20 protein-coding genes are annotated in these 22789 nt (G+C 71.4%); 13 read left to right on the forward strand and 7 right to left on the reverse strand.

Annotation, left to right across the window (positions count from 1 at the left end):
- Window positions 1-93: 93 nt before the first annotated feature.
- Both ACFVW8_RS28285 and ACFVW8_RS28290 read left to right on the forward strand, forming a co-directional pair.
- Window positions 94-1155 (forward strand): alpha/beta hydrolase, encoded by a 1062-nt coding sequence (locus ACFVW8_RS28285; protein WP_389694817.1) that lies wholly within the window; start codon window positions 94-96, stop codon window positions 1153-1155.
- Window positions 1152-2360: an acyltransferase gene (locus ACFVW8_RS28290; RefSeq protein ID WP_389694819.1), complete on the forward strand. Its 1209-nt coding sequence runs from the start codon at window positions 1152-1154 to the stop codon at window positions 2358-2360. Before ACFVW8_RS28285 ends, ACFVW8_RS28290 begins: the two co-directional genes overlap by 4 nt.
- Before the next feature lie 80 nt (window positions 2361-2440).
- Here ACFVW8_RS28290 and ACFVW8_RS28295 read toward each other — a convergent pair whose 3' ends face one another.
- Both ACFVW8_RS28295 and ACFVW8_RS28300 read right to left on the reverse strand, forming a co-directional pair.
- Window positions 2441-3460, reverse strand: a complete 1020-nt coding sequence (locus ACFVW8_RS28295; protein WP_389694821.1) for an aldo/keto reductase — start codon at window positions 3458-3460, stop codon at window positions 2441-2443.
- A complete protein-coding gene (locus ACFVW8_RS28300) occupies window positions 3460-3921 on the reverse strand; it encodes a MerR family transcriptional regulator (protein ID WP_389694823.1) in 462 nt (153 codons plus the stop codon). Before ACFVW8_RS28300 ends, ACFVW8_RS28295 begins: the two co-directional genes overlap by 1 nt.
- A gap of 92 nt (window positions 3922-4013) precedes the next feature.
- Here ACFVW8_RS28300 and ACFVW8_RS28305 point away from each other — a divergent pair, with 92 nt between their 5' ends.
- Window positions 4014-4829, forward strand: a complete 816-nt coding sequence (locus tag ACFVW8_RS28305) for a serine hydrolase domain-containing protein (protein ID WP_389694825.1) — start codon at window positions 4014-4016, stop codon at window positions 4827-4829.
- A gap of 40 nt (window positions 4830-4869) precedes the next feature.
- Here the strand turns inward: ACFVW8_RS28305 and ACFVW8_RS28310 are convergent, their stop codons facing one another.
- The gene (locus tag ACFVW8_RS28310) at window positions 4870-6933 is read right to left on the reverse strand and encodes an alkaline phosphatase family protein (RefSeq protein ID WP_389694827.1); all 2064 of its coding nucleotides are present in this window, start codon (window positions 6931-6933) and stop codon (window positions 4870-4872) included.
- Between the two features lie 225 nt (window positions 6934-7158).
- Between ACFVW8_RS28310 and ACFVW8_RS28315 the strand changes: the two genes are divergently transcribed.
- Entirely contained in the window at window positions 7159-7749 is a 591-nt protein-coding gene (locus ACFVW8_RS28315; RefSeq protein WP_389694829.1) for a GNAT family N-acetyltransferase, read from the forward strand.
- Window positions 7750-7753: 4 nt separating this feature from the next.
- Here ACFVW8_RS28315 and ACFVW8_RS28320 read toward each other — a convergent pair whose 3' ends face one another.
- A complete protein-coding gene (locus tag ACFVW8_RS28320; protein ID WP_389694831.1) occupies window positions 7754-8413 on the reverse strand; it encodes a pirin family protein in 660 nt (219 codons plus the stop codon).
- Between the two features lie 121 nt (window positions 8414-8534).
- On the opposite strand from ACFVW8_RS28320, the gene ACFVW8_RS28325 reads away from it, so the two are divergent.
- The 5 genes from ACFVW8_RS28325 to fabF all read left to right on the forward strand — a co-directional run bounded on the left by ACFVW8_RS28325 (window position 8535) and on the right by fabF (window position 13405).
- Window positions 8535-9734 carry a PucR family transcriptional regulator gene (locus tag ACFVW8_RS28325; protein ID WP_389694833.1) on the forward strand — a complete coding sequence of 400 codons (1200 nt, stop codon included), beginning with the start codon at window positions 8535-8537 and terminating at the stop codon, window positions 9732-9734.
- A gap of 89 nt (window positions 9735-9823) precedes the next feature.
- Window positions 9824-10738, forward strand: coding sequence for an ACP S-malonyltransferase (locus ACFVW8_RS28330; RefSeq protein WP_389694835.1), 915 nt, complete (start codon window positions 9824-9826; stop codon window positions 10736-10738).
- A 13-nt stretch (window positions 10739-10751) separates the two neighbouring features.
- The gene (locus tag ACFVW8_RS28335) at window positions 10752-11753 is read left to right on the forward strand and encodes a ketoacyl-ACP synthase III (RefSeq protein ID WP_389694837.1); all 1002 of its coding nucleotides are present in this window, start codon (window positions 10752-10754) and stop codon (window positions 11751-11753) included.
- A gap of 63 nt (window positions 11754-11816) precedes the next feature.
- Complete coding sequence (locus ACFVW8_RS28340) at window positions 11817-12065, forward strand: acyl carrier protein (RefSeq protein ID WP_311312600.1); 249 nt, start codon at window positions 11817-11819, stop codon at window positions 12063-12065.
- Between the two features lie 77 nt (window positions 12066-12142).
- A complete protein-coding gene (fabF, locus tag ACFVW8_RS28345) occupies window positions 12143-13405 on the forward strand; it encodes a beta-ketoacyl-ACP synthase II (RefSeq protein ID WP_389694840.1) in 1263 nt (420 codons plus the stop codon).
- A 232-nt stretch (window positions 13406-13637) separates the two neighbouring features.
- On the opposite strand, the gene ACFVW8_RS28350 is transcribed toward fabF, so the two are convergent.
- Window positions 13638-14132 carry a DUF3145 domain-containing protein gene (locus ACFVW8_RS28350; protein WP_389694842.1) on the reverse strand — a complete coding sequence of 165 codons (495 nt, stop codon included), beginning with the start codon at window positions 14130-14132 and terminating at the stop codon, window positions 13638-13640.
- Window positions 14133-14489: 357 nt separating this feature from the next.
- Between ACFVW8_RS28350 and ACFVW8_RS28355 the strand changes: the two genes are divergently transcribed.
- Window positions 14490-15401, forward strand: a complete 912-nt coding sequence (locus ACFVW8_RS28355; RefSeq protein ID WP_389694844.1) for an SGNH/GDSL hydrolase family protein — start codon at window positions 14490-14492, stop codon at window positions 15399-15401.
- 27 nt (window positions 15402-15428) lie between these two features.
- Window positions 15429-16427, forward strand: a complete 999-nt coding sequence (locus ACFVW8_RS28360; protein ID WP_389694846.1) for an aldose epimerase family protein — start codon at window positions 15429-15431, stop codon at window positions 16425-16427.
- A gap of 109 nt (window positions 16428-16536) precedes the next feature.
- On the opposite strand, the gene ACFVW8_RS28365 is transcribed toward ACFVW8_RS28360, so the two are convergent.
- The gene (locus ACFVW8_RS28365) at window positions 16537-19008 is read right to left on the reverse strand and encodes a glycoside hydrolase family 3 protein (RefSeq protein WP_389694848.1); all 2472 of its coding nucleotides are present in this window, start codon (window positions 19006-19008) and stop codon (window positions 16537-16539) included.
- Window positions 19009-19160: 152 nt separating this feature from the next.
- On the opposite strand from ACFVW8_RS28365, the gene ACFVW8_RS28370 reads away from it, so the two are divergent.
- A complete protein-coding gene (locus ACFVW8_RS28370) occupies window positions 19161-19793 on the forward strand; it encodes a TetR/AcrR family transcriptional regulator (RefSeq protein ID WP_389694850.1) in 633 nt (210 codons plus the stop codon).
- 117 nt (window positions 19794-19910) lie between these two features.
- On the forward strand, window positions 19911-21854 hold the full coding sequence (locus ACFVW8_RS28375) for a flavin monoamine oxidase family protein (protein WP_389694852.1): 1944 nt from the start codon (window positions 19911-19913) through the stop codon (window positions 21852-21854).
- A 17-nt stretch (window positions 21855-21871) separates the two neighbouring features.
- On the opposite strand, the gene ACFVW8_RS28380 is transcribed toward ACFVW8_RS28375, so the two are convergent.
- Entirely contained in the window at window positions 21872-22687 is an 816-nt protein-coding gene (locus tag ACFVW8_RS28380) for an EI24 domain-containing protein (RefSeq protein WP_389694854.1), read from the reverse strand.
- Between the last annotated feature and the right edge of the window lie 102 nt (window positions 22688-22789).

The raw sequence follows: 22789 nt of genomic DNA on the forward strand, positions 1-22789 counted from the left end.
GTGTGACGCCCCCGCCCCCACCCCCATCCTACCTTCCTCTCCATCGCGCCGAACGGCGTGCCGGAGCCGGCTCAGCCGGAGAGGGAGGTTCGGATGCGCCGCTATGCGAGGACCTTGGTCGCGGTCGCCCTGGCGGTCACCGTCGTTTCGGGGACCGCCGGCTGGGCGTCGGGGAATGCCCAGCAGGCCGTGACGGGCCCTCCGCCGGGCACCGCCGCCTGGCGGTCGGACCACGCGCTGGGGCGGGAGCTGCCCGATCCGGCGCGGGACACACCAGCCCAAGTAGCCCGATTCTTCGAGGGGTTGAGCGAGGAGGACCAGCAGTCGCTGGTCACCCGGCATCCGCTCGTCGTGGGAAACCTCGACGGTGTGCCCCTCGAACTCCGCTACCGGGCCAACGCCCTGTCACTGAAGGACAGTCACGACCCCCGGTACGCCCACCTCGCGGCGGACGACCACCGACAGATCCTGGCGTTCGACCCGCGCGGACGCGGTCAAGTGGCCGAGGTGTTCGGTGACTTGAGGACCGCGCGGCAGGTGTCCGTCGTGGTGCCGGGTTCCGACATCGATGCCGGGACCTTCGACCGCGGGAACGATGTGTACGGCACCCCGGCCGGCATGGCCAAGTCCCTCTACTCGCAGACCGGTCGGGGCAGCGCCGTCATCGCCTGGGCCGGGTACACCACCCCCGTCGGCGTCGGCATGGACGCCGCGACCGGCTCGCTCGCCGAGGCCGGGGCCGACCGGCTGACCCGGTTCGGCGACGGCCTGGCCGCCGACGGGGTGCCCACGCCCGCCGTGTTCTGCCACAGCTACGGCTCCGTCGTCTGCGGCCTCGCCGCGTCCCGGCTGCGCGCCACCGACCTGGTCGTACTCGGATCGCCCGGGATGCGCGCCGACACCGTGCGCGACCTGCACACCGACGCGCGGGTGTGGGCCGCCAAGGACACCAGCGACTGGATCGACGACGTACCGAACGTCGAGTTCGCCGGTCTGGGCCACGGCGCCGACCCGGCCTCCCGGGAGTTCGGCGCCCACCGGGTGCCCGCCGACGACGCCCACGGGCACACCGGCTACTTCGCCCCCGGCACCGAGTCCCTGCACGCCTTCGCCGCCATCGCGGACGGCACGTACGCGGAAGGGGACGCCCGATGAGCCTGCACGCCCTCGCGTCCCGCATCGACGCCCGTACCCCCGCCCACCGCGACCGTGCCGTCGACGGGCTGCGCGCCCTCGCCCTGCTCGCCGTGCCGACCGGGCACTGGCTGCTCGGCGGGTTCCGCCTCGACGGCGGCGGCGCCCTGCACAACGCGAGCCCGCTCTCCGCCTTCGGCGGCCTCGCCCCGGCCAGCTGGGTGCTCCAGATGCTGGGCGTGTTCTTCCTGGTCGGCGGGTACGCCTCGGTGCTCTCGTACCGCCGGAAGAAGTCCACGACGGGGGCCTGGCTGCGCGGCCGGATGGCGCGCCTGGGCAGGCCGGTCCTCGGCGTGACCGCCGTCTGGGCGGTGCTGATCCCGGCGCTGCACTCACTCGGTGTGCCGGGGGACACGCTGCGGACGGGGTCGACGCTGGTGATCCAGCCGCTCTGGTTCGTCGGCGTGTACGCGGTGGTCACCGCGCTGACGCCGTACTGCATGCGCATGGCGAAGAGATTCGGCGGCTGGGCCGCCGCGCCGCTGCTCGGCGCGGTCGCCGTCGTCGACCTGCTGCGCTACGGGCCGCTCTCCGACGTCATGCCGTCCTGGCTGAGCCTGCTGAACATCCTGCCGGGCTGGCTCTTCGCGTACCAGCTCGGCGTCTCCTGGGGCCTCGGCCGGATCGGGAAGCGGGGCGCCGCCGCGCTGCTCGTCGGCGGTGGTGTGCTGTTCGCCGCGCTGCTGCTCCTCTTCCACTACCCGGCGTCGATGGTCGGGGTGCCGGGCGAGGCGCGCACCAACTCGCATCCGCCGTCGCTGCTGGTCCTCGCGCTGGCCGCCGCGCAGAGCGGTGCGGCGATCCTGCTGCGGGGGCGGATCGGACGACTGCTGCGCAGGCCGCTGGTGTGGGCGCCGGTCGTCGTGATCAACCTGTCGGCGATGACGATCCTGTGCTGGCACCAGACGGCGATGCTGGCCGCGGCGGTTCCGGCGTCGTTCGCCGGTACGGTTCCGGGGCTGACGAACGGCCCGGACACGGTCGGCTGGGTCCTGGCCCGGATCGCGTGGATGCCGGTGTTCGCCGGGCTGCTGGCGCTGATCGCGCGGTACACGCGGGTGTTCGAGGCGCCGTGGAAGGCGGGGACGCGCGCCGCGAACGCCCGCCGCGCGCTCGCGGGGGTGCTCGCGGCGGGGTTCGCGGTGTTCGCGCTGGGGCTGGCGTGAACGGGGCGGAGTCCCGGGGCTCCGGCCCTCGATCGCCGGACGGGGTGGATTTCGCCCGTCCGGCGAGAGCGGACCGCTTCCTACTCGCGGACCGTGGCCGTCGAGCTCATGTCCGGGTAGCGGTCCCCCGCCACCTGGCCCGCGATGGGCTCCAGCGTCGCCAGCTCGTCGGCCGTCAGCGTGATCCGGGTGGCGCCCACGTTCTCCAGCAGACGGCTGCTCTTACGGGTGCCCGGGATCGGCACCACGGTCAGGCCGTGCACCTGGGCGCGCTGATGCACCCAGGCCAGCGCCACCTGTGCGGCACTCGCCCCGTGTGCGGCGGCGATCGTGTGGACCGGCTCCAGCAGCGCGGCGTTCGTCTTCGCGTTGTCGCCGGTGAAGCGTGGCTGGAACTGCCGGAAGTCGTTCTTCGCCAGGTCCTTGCCCGCGTCCGCGAACGCCCCGGTCAAGAAGCCCCGGCCGAGCGGCGAGTACGGCACGAGGGTCACTCCGAGCTCCACGGCGGCGGGCACCGCGCTGCGCTCGACGTCACGGCTGAACAGCGACCACTCGGACTGGAGGGCGGCGATCGGGTGCACCGCGTGTGCCTCGCGCAGCTCCGCACCGGTCACCTCGCTCAGCCCGAGCTGCTTGACCTTGCCCTGCCGCACCAGCTCGGCCATCGCGCCGACGGACTCGGCCAGCGGGACGGCCGGGTCGCGGCGGTGCATGTAGTACAGGTCGATGACGTCGGTGTTCAGCCGGCGCAGGCTGTTCTCGACGGCCTGCCGGATGTACGCGGGGTCGTTGCGGATGCCCCGGTAGTGCGGGTCGTCGTCCCTCCGCTCGATGGCGAACTTCGTGGCGAGGGTGATCTCGTCCCGGTGCGCGCCGACGAAGGGCGCGATGAACGTCTCGTTGGCGCCGCTGCCGTAGATGTCAGCGGTGTCGAAGAGCGTGACGCCCGCGGCGAGGGCCGTCTCCAGGGTTTCGCGTGCCGAAGCCTCGTCGGTGTCGCCGTAGAACTCGCTCATCCCCATGCAGCCGAGCCCCTGGAGACCGATCTGCGGCCAGCCCTTGCTGCCGAGCCCCACGGTGGCGATCTTGTTGTCAGTCATCAGGTACTGGACCTCTCCGGCGCCCGCCGGGCGCTCGCATAAAAGTCGATCTTGTAGTCGAGGACGGCGAGGGTGTCCTGGAGTTCCGCAATCCGCGTTCTCACGTCGCGGCGGGTCGCCTCCAGCAGTTCCTGCCGTTCCTCGAAGGTGTGCTCGCCCGCACGCAGCAGCTCCGCGTACCGGACCATGTGGGCGACCGGCATCCCGGTCAGCCGCAGCTTGCCGACGAAGACCAGCCAGTCCAGGTCACGGTTGGTGAAGCGGCGCTGGCCTGTGTGCGACCGGTCGACGTGCGACATCAGCCCGATTCGCTCGTACCAGCGCAGGGTGTGTGCGGTGAGCCCGGTGAACGCGGCCACCTCGCTGATCGTGTACTGGTCCTGCCCCTCGGGGCGCGGATGCGCCTTGGGGGGCGGTACGCAGATATCGGTCCGCGTCGAAGTCGCCTCGATCACCGTCATGACCTCCACGCTAGAACCTTGGAGTGCACTCGAAGCAAGCGTATCCGGGTGCGGGTTTCTGCGGACGTCGGGCAGAACCTACCCTCGTACGCATGCAGAGCCTGGCGTTGATCGAGAACTGGCCCGTCCCCACCGCGGCCGCAGCCGTCGTACGAGCGGACGGGACCGTCCTCGGCAGGCACGGTCCGACCGCGCACCGCTTCCCGCTCGCCTCCGTCACCAAGCCGCTGGCCGCCTATGCGGCGCTGGTCGCGTACGAGGAGGGTGCGGTCGAGCTCGACGAACCGGCGGGGCCCGAGGGCTCCACGGTCCGGCATCTGCTCGCCCACACCAGCGGCCTCGCCTTCGACGAGCACCGGGTGACGGCCCCGCCCGGCACCCGGCGGCTGTACTCCAACGCCGGCTTCGAGGTACTCGGCGACCATATCGCCAAGGCCACCGACATCCCGTTCCCGGAATACGTCCGACAGGCGGTCCTGGAACCCCTGGGGATGGCCGGGACCGCACTGGACGGCTCCCCCGCCCGCGACGGCGTCTCCACGGTGGACGACCTGGTGCGGTTCGCGGCAGAGGTCCAGGCCCCGCGCCTGCTCGACCCGCGCACGGTGCTCGCCGCGCAGAGCGTCGTCCACCCCGGGCTGAAGGGCGTGCTGCCGGGCTACGGCCACCAGAACCCCAACGACTGGGGCCTCGGCTTCGAGATCCGGGACCACAAGTCGCCGCACTGGACCGGCGACTCCTCCTCCCCCGCCACGTTCGGTCACTTCGGGCAGTCGGGCACCTTCCTGTGGATCGACCCGGTGGCGGGCGCGGCCTGTGTGGCGCTGACCGACCGGGCCTTCGGCCCTTGGGCCGCCGAGGTCTGGACGCCGTTCACGGACGCGGTGCTGGCCGAGCTGGCGGCGTGACCGGGGCGGCCGGTGGCCGCCCCGGGCCCGTTCCCTCTCCTCAGACCGTCGACACGCGGCCCGCGTACCGCTGGGTCCAGCCGGTCCCGGTGTCGGCGGCGGTGAGAACCACGTCGTAGTAGCCGTGCTCGGTGGGCCAGTGCACGACGGTGGAGGAGCCGCCGCGGACGGTGTACCTCCGGGTGCCGCCGAGGTAGTCGTTGGCCTTCAGCGTGTAACGGACGGGCTGTCTGCCGTCGTTGTGCAGCCTCAGCCTGACCCCGGCGTGCCGGCCCCCGACCAGCTCCGCCTCGACGCGCGGGATGCCGATGTGCTTCGTGCTCTCGTGCTCGGGGACCAGCTGTCCGGCGAAGGAGCGCAGGAAGCCGTCGGGGCCGTAGACGGAGAAGGCGTACTGGCCGTCGGTCTTCGTCGCATCCCAGGTGTACGTACGAGGGGCCGCCGCGGTCACCGTGTACGGGGTGTTGTCGAAGGCGAGGTACCGGTCGGGGAAGACCTGAAGACTCACCGCCTTGCCCGCAGGGCCGCCGGCCAGCGTCATGGACGCGGTCACCGTGCCGGCGGACCGGTCCTCGGTGAGGGTGGCGTGCGGGTGGAAGGGGAGGCCGCGCGGCTTCATCCGGTGCGACGACGGCTTCGGCGGGTTCCCGGTGACCGGGTCGGCGATGTGGACCCGGCCCGGCCGGGGGTGCGCGAAGTCGATCGCGCTGGTCAGGTCGCCGGCGATGGAGCGGCGCCACTCGGTGATGTTCGGGCAGGTGAACGGCTTGCCCAGGTAAGAGGCCCAGGTCTCCAGGAACTTCACCGTCGAGGTGTGGTCGAACACCTCCGACGCGACGTAGCCGCCTCGTGTCCACGGCGAGACCAGCAGCATCGGCACCCGGGGACCGAACCCGTACGGAGTGGTGCCCGAGAACTCACCGGCCGTGCCCGCCTCCGGGCGCGGGGGCAGTACATGGTCGAACTTTCCGTCGTTCTCGTCGTAGGTGATGATCACCAGGGTGTGGTTCCAGATGTCCTCGTTGCCCTGGAGCGTCTTGAGGACCTTGTTCATGTAGCGCTCGCCGTGGACGGTGTCGAAGCCCGGGTGCTCGCTCCACGCGGCGGGCATCACCACCCAGGAGACCTCGGGAAGCGGGTGCTCCGCCCCAGGCTCGCAGGCCGCGATCAGGTCGCGGAGCACTGCGTCGAGGTTCGCCTCGGAGTCGTCGTTCGGCGTGGTGGCGCCCTCGTAGACGAAGGAGTTGGCCTTCCAGATCTTGCCGGTGCCCGGTTCGAGGTCGGCCTCGGCCGCCGTGCGGGGGTCGAAGGACTTGAAGCTGTTGGTGACGTTGCAGCCGTACTCGCCGACATAGCCGCTCTGGAGGCTGCCGGCGACGCCGTTGCCGCTGTTGTCGGAGTAGACCCGCCAGTCGATGCCGGCCTGCTGGAGCTGCTCGGGGACCGTGGTCCAGCTGCGGCTGTAGTCGTTCTGCCCGGCGTTGGTGACCTCCCCGCCGCCCGAACCGGTCATCAGGTAGTAGCGGTTCGGGATGGTCGGCCCGTGCAGCGAACAGAAGCTCATGTCGCAGACGGTGTACTGGGAGGCGAGCGAGTACATCCACGGCATGTAGTCGGGCGTGTAGTACCACATGCAGTGGTCGCCCTTGTCCTTCACCCAGGTGTCCCACCGCCCGTCGTCGGCACCGTAGAAGTTGTGGTTGTCGCTCCAGGTGGCGGTCGAGGGGGCGGGCGTCACGATGGCGCCGGTGGCGTCGCGCTGCTGGAAGACGTCGGTGCCGTCCTGGAACCTCAGGACCTGCTTGTCGTGGTGCCCGCGTACGCCGCGCAACTGCCCGAGGTAGTGGTCGAAGGAGCGGTTCTCCTGCATCAGGATCACCACATGCTTCAGATCGGAGATGTCGCCGTTGAAGCCCTTGGGCAGAACGTATTCGGCCGCACTGGCCTGCGCCCCGCCGATCGCTTCGGCGACCGGGCCGGCCGCCAGCGCGCCGAGGCCGCCGGCGGCGGTCTGGAGCATCCGGCGCCGGGTGATGCCGGATTCACCGGCGGGTCTCACCAGGTGTTCGGCGGCTTCTGCGTTCTCGGTGGTGAGGAGAGTCATCAAGGAACCTCTGGGGGAGAGTGGTTCAGGAAGGGAACGTCGGCGCGTGCCTGCGAAAACTAGGCCGCCGGGGCGAACGGCGGGCGAACCGTGGCCGTACTCCTGAGACACCGGCAGATGATCTCTCGCCGCTCCACCGGGTGGGGGTGTCACCGGGCAACATTCCAACAGCCCCCTGCCATCCCGGTAGTCGGAGATCACAAATGGCCGATACTGTCCCCGGCCATGACCGACATAGTGCGTGCCGCCGCCTCCGACGTCCCGGCACTCGCCGCCGTGCTCGCCAATGCCTACGCCGAGGACCCCGTCTGGTCCTGGCTGATGCCGCGCGACCGCGACCGGAAGCTGCGGCTCCTGTTCACCGCGCACCTAGGGCAGCAGGTCCCGGCCGGCCGGGTTTGGACCGACCGGGACCGCACCGTGGCGGCGGTGTGGACGGAGCCCGGACAGTGGAAGCTGCCGGTGAGCTACCTGCTGCGCAACGCGGGCACGCTGCTACGGGCCGGACGGGTCCAACTTCCCCGGATCGGTATGCGGTTGCTCGCACTGGAACACCGCCATCCGGCAGGCCCCGCGCACTGGTACGTGGAGTACATCGGCACCCACGCCGACGCGCGCGGCACGGGGCGCGGTTCGCAGGTGCTGGGCGGGCTGCTGGAGCAGGCGGACGCGGACGGGCGTCCGGTGTTCCTGGAGTCGAGCAACCGCCGCAACCTGACGTTCTACGAGCGGCACGGGTTCGCCGCGCGCGAGGAGATGGCGTTCCGGACCGGGCCGCCGATGTGGCCGATGTGGCGGCGGGAGGCTGGGCGGTAGGACGTCAGTCCGGCAGTTCCCAGATCAGCGCCTCGGCGGGTCCCGCGCCCCCGACCAGCTCAAGGCCCTCCTCGGCGGTGATCCGCGCCGAGTCGCCCGGTACCAGCTCCTCGTCGCCGATCCGCACCTCTCCGGCCACCACATGCACGTACACCCGCGGCGCGTCCGGCACCGCTGTGCGCTCCCCCTCCCCCAGCCGGCGCACATGGAGCATCGCGCCCGCTTCAGGGAGGGCGTACGGGGTGGAGTCGGCGATCCCGGGGACGGTCGTGTACGAGGGCTCGCCGCCCGGCTCCAGCGGTGCGAGCCACATCTGAAGGAACGTCAGCGGACGCTCCCCGTCGTTGCGTTCGACATGCCGGACACCGCCCGCCGCACTGAGGTGCTGGACGTCCCCGGCCCGTACGACCGTGGCGTGACCGGTGGAATCGCGGTGGGTCAGCTCCCCCTCCACCACCCAGGTCACGATCTCGGTGTGGCTGTGCGGGTGCTCGTCGAAGCCCGCACCGGGAGCCAGGCGTTCCTCGTTGCACGCCAGGACCGGGCCGAAGCGCAGATTGTCCGGATCGTAGGAGGTGCCGAACGAGAAGGAGTGCCGGGACTCGATGCCGGCCGCCTCGTCCCCGCCCCTGAAACGGTCGCCCGAGCGACATACGGAAATCACCTCCCCACGGTAGCCCGCGCGGCCGGAGGCGGACCCTGGTCACGGGCGGCTACCCGGCGGTACGACCCGCGGACCGCCCCACCCCTCCGGGCGGACGTCCGGATAAGGCAGTCTTGTGTCCGTGCCCCGACCCGATCCTGAGCAGTCCGCCGCGAACGACGCCCACCTCCATGCCGCGACCCTGAAACGGCTGGAGCAGTCCTCCGGCCGGCTGGCCGCGAACGCGATTGCCCGCATGGACGAGTCACTGCCGTGGTACCGGGCCATGCCACCGGAGAACCGGTCCTGGATCGGCCTGGTCGCCCAGGCCGGTATCGCGGCCTTCACCGAGTGGTTCCGGCATCCGGAGACCCCGCAGGCCATCTCGACCGATGTCTTCGGTACGGCTCCGCGCGAGCTGACCCGGGCGATCACGCTGCGGCAGACCGTCGAGATGGTGCGGACGACCATCGAGGTCATGGAGGCCGCGATCGACGAAGTCGCCGCACCCGGCGACGAATCGGTCCTGCGCGAGGCGCTGCTGGTCTACGCGCGGGAGATCGCCTTCGCGACCGCCCAGGTGTACGCCCAGGCCGCCGAGGCCCGGGGCGCCTGGGACGCCCGGCTCGAATCGCTCGTGGTGAACGCGGTGCTGTCCGGGGAGGCCGACGAGGGCGCCGTGTCCCGGGCCGCCGCGCTCGGCTGGAACTCCCCCGAGCATGTCTGCGTGCTGCTCGGCACGGCCCCGGACGGCGACAGCGAGCTGACCGTGGAAGCGATCAGGCGCGCCGCACGGCACGCCAAGCTCCAGGTCCTGACCGGTGTGCTCGGAAACCGCCTGGTCGTCATCGCGGGCGGCAGCGACAATCCGCTCCAGGTGGCGAAGGCGCTGATCGGCCCGTACGCGGCGGGACCGGTCGTCGCCGGGCCCGTGGTGCCCGACCTGCTGGCGGCCACCCGGTCCGCCCAGGCCGCCGCCGCCGGGCTCAAGGCGTGCAGCGCCTGGCAGGACGCGCCCCGACCGGTCCTGGCGGACGATCTGCTGCCGGAGCGCGCGATGGCGGGTGACCCTGCCGCGCGGGATCAGTTGGTGGAGGAGATCTACAGACCGCTCGAAGAAGCGGGTTCTGCCCTCCTGGAAACGCTGAGTGTGTATCTGGAACAGGCGAGCAGCCTCGAAGGGGCCGCCAGGATGCTCTTCGTCCACCCCAACACCGTGCGCTACCGGCTCCGACGTGTGACAGACGTCACCGGATGGTCGCCCTCCGATGTGCGTTCGGCGTTCACGCTGCGGATCGCCCTGATCCTGGGGCGGCTGGCCGACCGGGATCGCCAGTCCTAGACTTTTGTCGAACTTCAACAATTCCCCATACGGTTCTTCGTCCCTGTCCCCACGGGTGTTCCGGACCGTTCACAAGAGAGAGTGTGAGGGTGCTCGTACTCGTCGCTCCCGGCCAAGGCGCTCAGACGCCCGGCTTCCTGACTCCCTGGCTCGACCTCCCCGGTGCCACCGACCGCATCGCGGCCTGGTCCGACGCCATCGGGCTCGACCTTGCCCACTACGGCACCAAGGCTGACGCGGACGAGATCCGCGACACCGCGGTGGCTCAGCCGCTGCTGGTCGCCGCCGGTCTGCTGTCCGCCACCGCACTCGATGCTTCACCGAGCGTCGTCGCAGGTCACAGCGTTGGTGAAATCACCGCAGCCGCCCTCGCCGGTGTCATCGGCGACGAGGCCGCCCTCCGTCTCGTACGCACCCGTGGGCTCGCCATGGCCGAGGCCGCCGCGGTGACCGAGACCGGTATGGCCGCGCTGCTCGGTGGGGACCCCGAGGTCACCATCCCGCATCTGGAGAAGCTCGGTCTGACTCCGGCGAACGTCAACGGGGCCGGTCAGATCGTCGCCGCCGGTACCGCCGCGCAGATCGCCGAGCTCACCGAGAACAAGCCGGAGGGGGTGCGCCGTGTGGTGCCCCTGAAGGTCGCCGGCGCGTTCCACACGCGCCACATGGCCCCCGCGGTCGAGCGGCTCCGCGAGGCCGCCGCGGCCCTGACGGTCTCCGACCCGGCCGTGACATATGTCTCGAATGCCGACGGTAAGGCCGTCGCCACCGGTGCGGAGGTCATCGCCCGGCTGGTCGGCCAGGTCGCCAACCCGGTCCGCTGGGACCTGTGCATGGAGACCTTCAGGGAACTGGGCGTCACCGCGCTGATCGAGGCCTGCCCCGGCGGCACGCTCACCGGTCTCGCCAAGCGCGCGCTGCCCGGCGTGAAGACGCTCGCGCTCAAGACCCCCGACGACCTCGACGCGGCCCGCGCGCTCATCGCTGAGCACGCGGGCGCCTAAGGAGCCCGAGAGCATGTCGAAGATCAAGCCCAGCCAGGGCGCCCCGTACGCACGGATCATGGGTGTCGGCGGCTACCGCCCGACCCGGGTCGTGCCCAACGAGGTGATCCTCGAGACGATCGACTCGTCCGACGAGTGGATCCGCTCCCGGTCCGGCATCGCCACCCGCCACTGGGCCTCCGAGGAGGAGACCGTGGCCGCGATGTCCATCGAGGCGTCCGGCAAGGCCATCGCCGATGCCGGGATCACCCCGTCGCAGATCGGCGCGGTCATCGTCTCCACCGTCTCGCACTTCAAGCAGACCCCGGCCATCGCCACCGAGATCGCCCACCGGATCGGCGCGGGCAAGCCCGCCGCCTTCGACATCTCGGCCGGCTGCGCGGGCTTCGGCTACGGTCTGACGCTCGCCAAGGGCATGATCGTCGAGGGCTCGGCCCAGTACGTCCTCGTGATCGGCGTCGAGCGGCTGAGCGACCTCACCGACCTGAACGACCGCGCGACGGCGTTCCTGTTCGGCGACGGAGCCGGCGCCGTCATCGTCGGCCCGTCCAAGGTGCCCGCCATAGGCCCGACGGTCTGGGGCTCCGAGGGCGACAAGGCGGACACGATCAAGCAGACCGTGGCGTGGGACACCTTCCACGCCGACCGTCCGGAGAAGTTCCCGGCCATCACGCAGGAGGGCCAGGCGGTGTTCCGCTGGGCCGTCTTCGAGATGGCCAAGGTCGCCCAGCAGGCGCTGGACGCGGCCGGGATCGCTCCGGAAGACCTGGACGTCTTCATTCCGCACCAGGCCAACATGCGGATCATCGACTCGATGGTGAAGACCCTGAAGCTGCCGGAGCACGTCACGGTCGCCCGTGACGTGGAGACCACCGGCAACACCTCCGCCGCCTCGATTCCGCTCGCAATGGAGCGGCTTCTGGCGACCGGTCAGGCGAAGAGCGGCGACACCGCGCTCGTCATCGGCTTCGGGGCGGGTCTCGTCTACGCCGCGACGGTCGTTACCCTCCCCTAGGCACACCGGGTCTTTTCGCCCGGACGCCCGAACCCAGCAGATATACACCGAAGGAGCGCCAACATGGCCGCCACGCAGGAAGAGATCCTCGAGGGTCTCGCCGAGATCGTCAACGAGATCGCCGGTATCCCGGCCGAGGACGTCCAGCTGGACAAGTCCTTCACCGACGACCTGGATGTCGACTCGCTGTCCATGGTCGAGGTCGTCGTCGCCGCCGAGGAGCGCTTCGAGGTCAAGATCCCGGACGAGGACGTCAAGAACCTCAAGACGGTCGGCGACGCCGCTGACTACATCCTCAAGCACCAGGCCTGATCCAGCCGGTTCGTGTGTCGCCACCCGGCGGTGGCGCCGCTGATTCACGACCCTCTACACGTGGAGAAGATTTTCCAGTGAACTCGACCAATCGCACCGTGGTCGTCACCGGTATCGGCGCAACCACTCCGCTGGGTGGCGATTCCGCATCGACCTGGGAAGGTCTGATGGCCGGCCGTTCCGGCGTCAAGCCTCTCGAGGGCGAACGATTCGCCGAACTGCCTGTCCGGATCGCGGCCCTCGCGGCCGTCGACCCGGGCGAGGTCCTGCCCCGTCCGCTCGCCCGCAAGCTGGACCGATCGGCGCAGTTCGCGCTGATCGCGGCCCGTGAGGCGTGGGCGGACGCGGGCTTCACCGGCAAGGCCGGTGAGGACGAGAAGATCCAGCCCGAGCGGCTGGGTTCGGTCATCGCCTCCGGTATCGGCGGCGTGATCACCCTGCTCGACCAGTACGACGTGCTGAAGGAGAAGGGCGTACGCCGCGTCTCCCCGCACACCGTGCCCATGCTCATGCCCAACGGCCCGGCTGCCAACGTCGGTATCGAGGTGAACGCCCAGGCGGGCGTCCACACCCCGGTCTCCGCCTGCGCGTCGGGCGCCGAGGCCATCGGTTACGCCGTCGAGATGATCCGCACCGGCCGTGCCGATGTGGTCCTCGCCGGTGGCACCGAGGCGGCGATCCACCCGCTGCCGATCGCCGCGTTCGCCAACATGATGGCGATGTCCAAGAGCAACGACGAGCCCGAGAAGGCCTCGCGTCCGTACGACACCGCCCGGGACGGCTTCGTCCTCGGCGAGGGTGCCGGTGTCGTGGTCCTGGAGTCCGCGGAGCACGCCGCCGCGCGCGGCGCCAAGGTCTACTGCGAGGTGCTGGGCCAGGGGCTGTCCGCCGACGCCCACCACATCGCCCAGCCCGAGCCGACCGGCCGCGGTATCGCCGCCGCGATGCAGAACCTGCTGGACCAGACGGACCTCAAGCCGTCCGAGGTCGTGCACCTCAACGCGCACGCCACGTCCACGCCGCAGGGCGATGTCGCGGAGCTGAAGGCTCTGCGCAAGATCCTGGGCGACGACCTGGACCATGTCGCGATCTCCGCAACGAAGTCGATGACCGGTCACCTGCTCGGTGGCGCGGGTGGCATCGAGACCGTGGCGACGGTTCTTGCGCTGCACCACCGGATGGCTCCGCCGACCATCAACATCGAGAACCTCGACGACGCGGTCGAGGCGGACATCGTGCGCGACGCGCCCCGGCCGCTGCCGGAGGGGCCGGTCGCGGCGATCAACAACTCGTTCGGGTTCGGCGGGCACAACGTGGTGCTGGCGTTCCGTAGCGTGTGACCTTTTCCCGCTTGTACGCGTGAAGCCCGTCTTTCCCCCGTGAGGGGGAGGCGGGCTTCACGCTTGGCGCGGACCTTTTCGGGGGCTCCGCCCCCGCACCCCCGCTCCTCAAACTCCCCCAGACTCCGTCCGGGGGGACCCCCAAGGGGCTTGATTTGGCCTCAGCACCGAACCAAGCCCCGCCGGCGATTGAGGCGCGGGGCGCGGGGCGGAGCCCCGGTCGGGCCCGGGGTTACACCACCTGGTGGAGCCAGCGGACCGGGGCGCCCTCGCCCGCGTGGCGGAAAGACTCCAGCTCGTCGTCCCACGGCTTGCCCAGAAGTCTGGCGATCTCCGCTTCGAGGTCGGACTCACCACTCACCGAGCGGGCCAGAGCCGCCCTGAGCCGGTCCTCGGGGATCAGGATGTCGCCGTGCATACCGGTGACCGCGTGGAAGATGCCCAGCTCAGGCGTGGAGCTGTAGCGCTCGCCCTCCGCGGTCGGCGACGGCTCGGCCGTCACCTCGAAGCGCAGCAGATCCCAGCCGCGCAGCGCGGAGGCCAGCTTCGACGCCGTGCCCGGCCGGGCCTGCCAGGAGAACTCGGACCGCCAGGTGCCGGGCGAGGCCGGCTGTCTGGTCCAGTCGAGCTGGACCCGCACACCAAGGACACCCGCCACCGCCCATTCGACATGTGGGCAGAGCGCGCGCGGTGCGGAGTGAACGTACAGGACTCCACGTGTCGTCACCGGGACCTCCAGTGTGGGACGAGGTTCGCCTTCCCCAGCGGCCTCGCGTCCGCACCGCCTCTTCTCGGCCGCTGCCCGAGGTTGTCATCAGTAAACAGCATCGGGAGTTAATCTCCGGAAAAGGGACAGTATGTGACGTGATGTGATGTGAGGAAGCCACCCGAGTGGAGCCGGGTGACCCGAGGAGCCACTGGTTCGACGTGGAAAAGCTACCGTGCGGCGGCGTCCGAGGTGTGACGTACCGTCGGTCCTGGGCCCAGGATTCGCTCAGCATTCACCCGGCAGAGCGCGACGGCCCGCCGACCGGTGCCAACAGGGTTTGCCGGGGGCATGGAATGGACGGGAGAGGACGAGGGAATGCCGGATCGCCCCGTACGGCACCGCTCGCGCGCGTCCATGGCCGCGCTGGCCGTGTTGTCGTTCCTCGGCACGGCCGCACTGGCCGGATGTGACTCCGGGTCGGGCAGTACGACGAAGGGTGCGTCGGCCGGGGAGCACCACGCGGCGGCCGCGCCGGTCTGGGACCGCAGCCCGAATTCGGTCGCGGCGGTCGGGGACTCCATCACCCGCGGGTTCGACGCCTGCTCGGTGCTGGCGGACTGTCCCGAGGTGTCCTGGTCGACCGGTACGGACAGCTCGGTGCGCAGCCTCGCGGTACGGCTGCTCGGCGCCTCCGGCGCGGCGGACCACAGCTGGAACCACGCGGAGACGGGGGCCCGGATCGCCCAGCTGCCGGAGCAGATGGCGCTGGCAGCGAAGGAGGACCCGGATCTGGTGACGGTGATGATCGGCGCCAACGACGCCTGCCGGGACTCGGAGCGGGCCATGACATCAGTGGCCGATTTCCGCGCGTCGTTCGAGGCGTCCATGCGCCGGCTGCGCAGCGCGGCGCCCAAGACGCAGGTGTACGTGTCGAGCGTGCCGGATCTGAAGCGGCTCTGGTCGACGGGGCGCGGCAATCAGCTGGGCAAGCAGATCTGGAAGCTGGGTATCTGCAAGTCGATGCTGGCGAACGCGGACGACATGAGCACATCGGCGGTGGCCCGGCGCTCGGCGGTGCAGGAGCGGGTGGTGGCGTACAACGAGGTGCTGCGCGAGGTGTGCGCGAAGGACGTGCGCTGCCGTTACGACGGCGGGGCGGTCTTCGACTACCGGTTCACCGGCAAGCAGCTCAGCCAGTGGGACTGGTTCCACCCGGGACGCAACGGGCAGGCCCGGCTGGCCGAGATCGCGTACCGCAACGTCACGGCGGCCCGGCCCCCCGCATAGGGACCGCCCGGTCTAGAGTTCGTGATCATGGACACGGGTTCGGGCACGGCGACACGTACGGAAGACTTCGGCACCCTCGGGGACGGCACGCCCGTGCGCCGCTGGACGCTGGAGCGCGACGGTACGCGGGTGCGCCTGCTGACGTACGGCGGCATCGTGCAGTCGGTCGAGGTGCCGGACCGTACGGGTGCGCGGGCCGGTGTGGCGCTCGGGCTGCCGGATCTCGCCTCGTACCGGAAGTACACCGGCCCCTACTTCGGCGCGCTGGTCGGGCGGTACGCGAACCGGATCGGCGGCGCGGCGTTCGAGCTGGACGGGCGGACCCGTCACGTCACGCGCAACGAGGGGCGCAACCATGTGCACGGCGGCGCCCGCGGCTTCGACAAGCGCGTGTGGGACGCCCGGGAGACCGCTGACGGGGTGGAGCTGTCCCTGGTCTCGGCCGACGGGGAGGAGGGCTTCCCTGGACGGCTGGAGCTCTCGGTGGCCTACGCGCTCGACGAGGGCGGGGCGCTGCGGATCTCGTACCGGGCGACGACGGACGCGCCGACCGTGCTGAACCTCACGAACCACACCTACTGGAATCTGGCGGGCGCCGACCACGGCAGCGCGCTCGGGCAGCGGCTGCGGATCGCGGCCGGCCGGATCACCCCGGCCGACGCCGAGTCGTTGCCGACGGGCGAGTTCCTGCCGGTGGCGGACACCCGGTTCGACTTCCGGGAGCCGCGGCCCCTCACCACGGGGTACGACCACAACTTCGTGCTGGACGCGGACGCGGCGGGCCCTGCGGCCGAACTGTACGACGAGGTGTCGGGGCGCGTCCTGACCGTGACGACGACGGAGCCGGGCCTTCAGCTCTACACGGCGGACCACTTCGATGGGGAGCCGTTCGGGCCGTGTGCCGGCGTCGCGCTGGAGACGCAGCACTTCCCGGACTCCCCGAACCGTCCGGAGTTCCCCGGCACGGTGCTGCGGCCGGGCGAGGAGTTCGTGTCGACGACGGTGTACGGCTTCTCGGTGCGCTGAGACGGTACGGCTGGGACGGTACGGCGGAGAAGAGCCCCGGAGCGGGGTCAGGGACCGCTCCGGGGCTCTTCCGTATGTGAGGGCCGGGCCCGCTGTGGCGCCGGGCCCGCTACTCCCTGATCTCCACGCGCGCGGTCAGCCGTACGTCGCTGAGCGAACGGGCCGCCTGCACCTCGTACGCACCGGGGACGACGGTCCAGCCGTGGGCCTTCTCGTCCCAGATCTCGTAGGCGCGCCGCTCCAGCGGGACCGTCACCTCGACGCTCTGCCCGGGGGCCGCCTCGACCCGGGCGAAGCCGGCCAGGACCCGCAGGGGTCGCTCGACCGTGTCGGCCTGCGGGGCCAGGTAGAGCTGGACGGTCTCGGCGCCCGGCCGGGTGCCCGTGTTGGTGACGCGGACGGTGGCGGCGCCGGCTGTGGCGGTCAGGGTCTCGTACGTCCAGCTGGTGTAGCCGAGTCCGTGCCCGAAGGGGTAGGCGGGTGCGGTGCCGGCCTTCTCCCAGGCCCGGTAGCCGATGAAGACGCCCTCGTCGTAGTGGAGTTCACCGTCGGTGGGGGTGGTGGCGGCAACCGGTGCGTCGGCGAGGACCGCGGGCCAGGTGGTGGGGAGCCGGCCGCCCGGTTCGGCGGACCCGAGCAGGACGTCGGCGAGCGCCGCGCCGCCCTCCTGGCCGGGGAACCAGCTGAGCAGCACGGCGGCGACGTCGTCCCGCCAAGGAAGCTCCACCGGGGAGCCGGAGTTGACGATCACGACGGTGTCCGGGTTGACGGCGACGACGGCCCGGACCAGATCGTCCTGGTGACCGGGGAGCCGCAGATCGGAGCGGTCGAAGCCCTCGGACTCGACGCGTTCGGTGGTGCCGACGACGACGATCGCGGTGTCCGCCGCGCGGGCGGCCTCGACGGCCTCGGCGATCAGCTCGGCCGGGTCGCGGCGCGGGCCGAGGTGGCAGAGGGAGAACAGGACGCCGGGGATGGGTGAGCCGACGCCGAGGGTGTCGGGGACCCGCCGGAGCGAGACCTCGACGGGTTCGCCCGCGGTGAGCGTGACCCGGCCGCGCTCCCGGGGAGTGCCGAAGAACGCCTCGCCCGGGTCGGCGGAGCCGCTGATCCGGTGCACCTCGTCGTAGAGCACCGTGCCCGCGACGGTGAGGGTGAGCTCTCCGGTGCCCCGCGTGCCGAAGATGTGCTCGCCGCTGTCGCGCGGGAGGAAGGTGCCGGTGATCTCGACGCTGTGCAGGGTCTCGTGGGTCACCCCGTCGGGCAGGTCGGTGCCGATCCACTGGACGGCGCCGGTGGGCAGCGGGGCCGATCCGATGACCGTGCCCGCGGCGTCGTAGCAGACCGCCTTGAGCGTGAACCCCTTCTCCGCGGGGGTGAGTTCGTCGTTCGGGTCGGCGCCGGTCCGGTAGTCGAGCACGTCCTCGGGGAGCGCTGCGAGCAGGCCGTCGAGCGGGGAGACGATGTGGTGCGGGAAGACCTGTGCGGAGCCGCCGCCGAGCACCCGGGCGTCGCGGGCGAGGGCGCCGCTGAGTGCGACCTTGCGGACGGCGGACGGGTCGATGGGGAGCGTGTCCCGCTCGTTGCGCACCAGCACGAAGGAGCGCTGGGCGATCTCGCGGGCCAGGGCGTCGCCGTCGACGGCGGCCGGTCGGTCGGCCTCGGCCACCACGGGCGGGGCGCCGTCCAGCGCGCCGACGCGGGCGGCCAGCCGCAGCACGTTGCGCGCCGCCGTGTCCACGACGGACTCCTCGACCTCACCGGCCCGCACCGCGGCGGCGAGGGCCGGCCCGTACACCGTCTTCGGGCCTGGCATCGCGACGTCGAGGCCGCCGGTGACGGCGGCGACGGTGGCACGGGCGGCAAGCCAGTCGGAGACGACGAAGCCGTCGAAGCCCCACTCGCCGCGCAGCACCTCGTTCTGGAGGTAGCGGTGCTCGGTCATGGTGGGGCCGTTGACCCGGTTGTAGGCGGCCATGATGCCCCACGGGTGGGCGTTGGTGACGATGCGTTCGAAGGGGGCCAGGTAGAGCTCGCGCAGGGCGCGCGGGGCGACGATGTTGTCGACGGTGAAGCGCTCGGTCTCGGCGTCGTTGGCGACGAAGTGCTTGACCGTCGTGCCGACGCCGCCGTCCTGCACACCGCGCACATAGCCGGTGCCGATCTCGCCGGTGAGATACGGGTCCTCGCTGTAGGCCTCGAAGTGCCGCCCGCCCAGCGGGGACCGGTGCAGATTGACGGTCGGGGCGAGCAGCACGTGCACGCCCTTGCGGCGGGCCTCCTGTGCCAGCAGATGTCCGGCGCGGCGGGCCAGGGACGGGTCCCAGGTCGCGGCGAGGGCGGTGGGCGAGGGCAGCGCGACGGACGGGTCGTCGGCGCTCCAGCTGACGCCGCGCACCCCGATCGGCCCGTCCGACATGACCAGCGACCGCAGCCCGACGGCGGGCAGCGCGGGCAGCGACCACACGTCCTGCCCGGCGAGCAGCCGCGCCTTGTCGTCGAGCCCGAGCGCGGCCAGGGCCGCTTCGACGGCGGCCTCGCGGGCCGCCTCGGGGTGAATGGATGCGGACGCGTCTGCCACGGCCGTGCCTCCTCGTCGGGATCCTCTGCCGGATGTCTCCATGGTGACCCGACACCGGTAGAACGGTAGGGTTCGTTATCGATACGTAACGTACAGGCATGGCGTACGGTCCTGGAAGAGGGACCGGAGAAGCACCGAAAGGGGCCGGGGTGATGGCGCGGGCCAGGAGCGCGGAGCGGCGGGCGGAGATCCTCCGCGCCACTCTGGAGGTGATCGCCGAGCGAGGCTACCGGGGGGCCACGCTGGGTGCGGTCGCCGAGCGGGTCGGCCTGAGCCAGCAGGGGCTGCTGCACTACTTCCCCACCAAGGAGGCGATGCTCGTCGCCGTCCTGGAGGAACGGGACCAGTGGGACACCGGCGGCGGGCCCCGCAGCGACGGCGGCTGGCGGACGGAGCTGCTCGGCTCACTCGTCGAGTACAACGCGATGCGCCCCGGCGTCGTGCAGACCTTCTCGGCACTGCTCGGCGAGAGCGTCACGGAGGAGCACCCGGCGCGGGAGTTCTTCACCCACCGCTACACACAGGTCAGGTCGAGCATGGCGGCGATGCTGCGCGCCGAGTTCGGCGAGCGGCTGCCGGGCGGGCTCACCCCGGAGCGCGCCGCCCCGCTGCTGGTCGCGACGATGGACGGGCTGCAGTACCAGTGGCTGCTCGACCCGGACACAGTGGACATGCCGGCGGCGTTCCAGGACTTCCTGCGACTGCTGCGGCCCGACCCCGCAGCCACCTCCGAGCCGGATTCCGCAGCGGCCTCCGAAGACCGCCGCAAACCCACCCACGAGTGACATGACCTGCGACAACGCCAATACGACAAGATCGTTAAGCTCCACCTGAGGGTGATTCCGGACGATCTACGCGCGTCCGCGGAATGCGCCCCGTTCCGCGCCCCCCAGGGTGGCCGCATGACTTCCAAGCCTGCCGAACCGACCTCCGGCCTGCCCTCCAGGCGCACCCTGATCGCGGGCGCCGCCGCCGGTGCCACCGCCCTCGCCGCGACCGCCGTGACCTCGGCGAACGCCGCCGCACCCGGCTCCCCCGCGGCACCTGCCGCCCCCGCCCCTGCGGCGGCCCCCGGATCCGACTGGGAGGCCTGCCTGGCGGTCGCCCGCGCCATCCTCGTGACGGACGACCAGGACAAGTCGCTGGTGCCGTACTACCGCGACGTCCTGCTCTCCAAGGGCCTGCCGCGCAGCAGGAAGGCACCGAAGAAGGTGCTGGTCATCGGCGCGGGCCCGGCCGGGCTCACCGCCGCCCACCTGCTCCGCAGGGCCGGGCACACCGTCACGGTGATCGAGGCCAACGGCAACCGCGTCGGCGGCCGGATCAAGACCTTCCGCACGGGCGGGCACGAGAACGCCAAGTCGCCCTTCGCCGACCCGAAGCAGTACGCCGAGGCCGGCGCGATGCGGATCCCCGACAGCCACCCGCTCGTCACCGGGCTGATGGACAGCTTCGAGCTGAAGCGGCGCCGCTTCCACCTCGTCGACGTCGACGCCGAGGGCCGGCCCGCCAACCACACCTGGATCCACGTCAACGGCGTCCGGGTCCGCAAGGCCGACTACGCGAAGAAGCCGCAGGCGGTCAACCGTTCCTTCGGCGTCCCCGCCGCGTTCGAGGACAAGACGGCCTCGACCATCGTGCGGGAGGCCTTCGCCCCCGTGCGCAAGGAGTTCGAGGGCAAGGAGGGAGCGGAGCTCGTCAAGGGCTGGGCCCGGGTCATCCAGCGGTACGGCCACTGGTCGATGTTCCGCTTCCTGACCGAGGCGGCCAAGCTCGACGAGCGCACGATCGACCTCATCGGCACGGTCGAGAACCTCACCTCCCGGCTCCATCTCGCCTTTGTGCACAGCTTCATCGGGGCCTCCCTGATCAGCCCGGACACCGCGTTCTACGAACTGCCCGACGGCACGGCGACGCTGGCCGACGCGATGTACGCCCGGGTCAAGGACCTGGTGCGGCTGGACCGCCGGGCCGCCCGGATCACCCACGGGGACGACGGCGTCCACGTCGAGACGGTGTCCGAGGGCCGGGACGGCACGGTCGTGCGGGAGACGTTCACCGGCGACCGGCTGATCGTCACCGTGCCGTTCTCGGGGCTGCGCCACATCGCGGTCAGCCCCGCGCTCTCGTACGGCAAGCGGCGCGCGATCACCGAGGTCCACTACGACGCGGCCACCAAGGTGCTGCTCGAATTCAGCCGCCGCTGGTGGGAGTTCGAGGAGAAGGACTGGAAGGACGAGCTGGACAGGATCAGGCCCGGTCTGTACGAGGCGTACCGGCTCGGCAAGGCCCCGGCGGACGGTTCGCTGCTGGGCGCGCACCCCTCCGTGCCGGCCGGTCACCTGCCGCCCAACCAGCGCGTGCACTACGCGGCGTACCGCGCGACCGCCCGCAACCAGCCCGAGGCGGCACACGTCATCGGCGGCGGATCGGTCACCGACAACGCCAACCGGTTCATGTACCAGCCCTCCCACCCGGTCGACGGCAGCAGGGGCGGCGTCCTCCTCGCCTCGTACAGCTGGGCCGACGACGCCCTGAAGTGGGACTCGCTGGACGACGACGAGCGCTACCCGCACGCGCTGGGCGGGGTGCAGGACGTGTACGGGCAGCGCGTCGAGGTCTTCTACACGGGGGCGGGTGCCACCCAGTCGTGGATGCGCGACCCGTACGCGTACGGCGAAGCCTCCGTGCTGCTGCCCGGCCAGCACACCGAGCTGTTCGCCGATGTGCGCTCCGCCGAGGGACCGTTGCACTTCGCCGGCTGCCATACCTCCATCAAGCCCGCCTGGATCGAGGGGGCGCTGGAGTCCGCGGTCCGCACCGCGCTGGAGGTGCACACGAGCTGATCCGGGCGGCCGGCGCCTCAGTCGCCGAGGGGGTGCGACGGGGCGGACGGCACCGTCCCGTCGGCCTCCGCGTCGTCCGGGCCGGCCGCGGCGCCGTCCTCCCCCACCAGGTCGCGTGCCAGCAGGGTCGCTCCGGCGACCGCCCCCGGCATCAGGAAGACGGCGACGAACGGGACCAGGAAGGCGAGGCCCAGCGGTACGCCGAAGCCGAGGATCAGCAGACGGCGGCCGCGCAGCAGGACCAGCCGGTCCTTGAGCACCATGCCGCGGCGCTGGAGCGCGACGGCGGTGAGCTCCTCGGCAAGGAAGTAGCCGGTGACGCAGAAGCCGATCAGCGGGACGACGGTCTGGCCGGCGACCGGCACGAAGCCGAGGGCGAAGAGCAGCACGGCGTACAGGGCGACCCGCACCAGGATGCGGACACTGTCACGGGCGGAGATCCACAGCTCCCGCCAGAGCGGCAGCCCCGACTCGGGGACCTCGCCACCCTCGGCCCGGTCGACCTCCTCGGAGAGCGACTCGTAGAAGGGCTGCCCGACCAGCAGCGTCACGGCGGTGAACGTGATCACGGCCAAGAACAGGCCGAAGGCGAAGACCAGCACGGTCAGGGTGGTGCGGAGCAGCCCGAGCCAGGGCGAGGACCAGTCGTCGGCGAAGGGGGTCGCCCAGGACGCCAGGTCGTCGGCCCCGTAACCGAGGCCGACGAGCGCGCCCGCGTACACCACCAGGGTGATGAGGCCGGGGATCAGGCCGAAACCGAACCACCGCCCGTGCCGGGCGACCCAGCGCTGCCCGTTGATCAGATAGCCGAACCCTGCTGCCGCATCACGCATGCCGTCAGCGTACGTGCGCGGGCGACGCCGCTGACCGGGGAGTCGGGGCGGGCCCGTCCGGTGCCCGCCGGTCTCCGCCGAACAAGGCCGAGGGCCGCACCC

Source organism: Streptomyces sp. NPDC058221 (assembly GCF_042882365.1).
Classification (GTDB): domain Bacteria; phylum Actinomycetota; class Actinomycetes; order Streptomycetales; family Streptomycetaceae; genus Streptomyces.

What these genes read in the sequence shown, in the direction of transcription:
- ACFVW8_RS28310 (WP_389694827.1), bottom strand. Translation starts at nt 6,933, where the DNA reads ATGACTCTCCTCACCACCGAGAACGCAGAAGCCGCCGAACACCTGGTG.
- ACFVW8_RS28340 (WP_311312600.1), top strand. Translation starts at nt 11,817, where the DNA reads ATGGCCGCCACGCAGGAAGAGATCCTCGAGGGTCTCGCCGAGATCGTC.
- ACFVW8_RS28335 (WP_389694837.1), top strand. Translation starts at nt 10,752, where the DNA reads ATGTCGAAGATCAAGCCCAGCCAGGGCGCCCCGTACGCACGGATCATG.
- ACFVW8_RS28360 (WP_389694846.1), top strand. Translation starts at nt 15,429, where the DNA reads ATGGACACGGGTTCGGGCACGGCGACACGTACGGAAGACTTCGGCACC.
- ACFVW8_RS28315 (WP_389694829.1), top strand. Translation starts at nt 7,159, where the DNA reads ATGACCGACATAGTGCGTGCCGCCGCCTCCGACGTCCCGGCACTCGCC.
- ACFVW8_RS28300 (WP_389694823.1), bottom strand. Translation starts at nt 3,921, where the DNA reads ATGACGGTGATCGAGGCGACTTCGACGCGGACCGATATCTGCGTACCG.
- ACFVW8_RS28370 (WP_389694850.1), top strand. Translation starts at nt 19,161, where the DNA reads ATGGCGCGGGCCAGGAGCGCGGAGCGGCGGGCGGAGATCCTCCGCGCC.
- ACFVW8_RS28380 (WP_389694854.1), bottom strand. Translation starts at nt 22,687, where the DNA reads ATGCGTGATGCGGCAGCAGGGTTCGGCTATCTGATCAACGGGCAGCGC.
- ACFVW8_RS28285 (WP_389694817.1), top strand. Translation starts at nt 94, where the DNA reads ATGCGCCGCTATGCGAGGACCTTGGTCGCGGTCGCCCTGGCGGTCACC.
- ACFVW8_RS28290 (WP_389694819.1), top strand. Translation starts at nt 1,152, where the DNA reads ATGAGCCTGCACGCCCTCGCGTCCCGCATCGACGCCCGTACCCCCGCC.
- ACFVW8_RS28295 (WP_389694821.1), bottom strand. Translation starts at nt 3,460, where the DNA reads ATGACTGACAACAAGATCGCCACCGTGGGGCTCGGCAGCAAGGGCTGG.
- ACFVW8_RS28375 (WP_389694852.1), top strand. Translation starts at nt 19,911, where the DNA reads ATGACTTCCAAGCCTGCCGAACCGACCTCCGGCCTGCCCTCCAGGCGC.
- ACFVW8_RS28355 (WP_389694844.1), top strand. Translation starts at nt 14,490, where the DNA reads ATGCCGGATCGCCCCGTACGGCACCGCTCGCGCGCGTCCATGGCCGCG.
- ACFVW8_RS28305 (WP_389694825.1), top strand. Translation starts at nt 4,014, where the DNA reads ATGCAGAGCCTGGCGTTGATCGAGAACTGGCCCGTCCCCACCGCGGCC.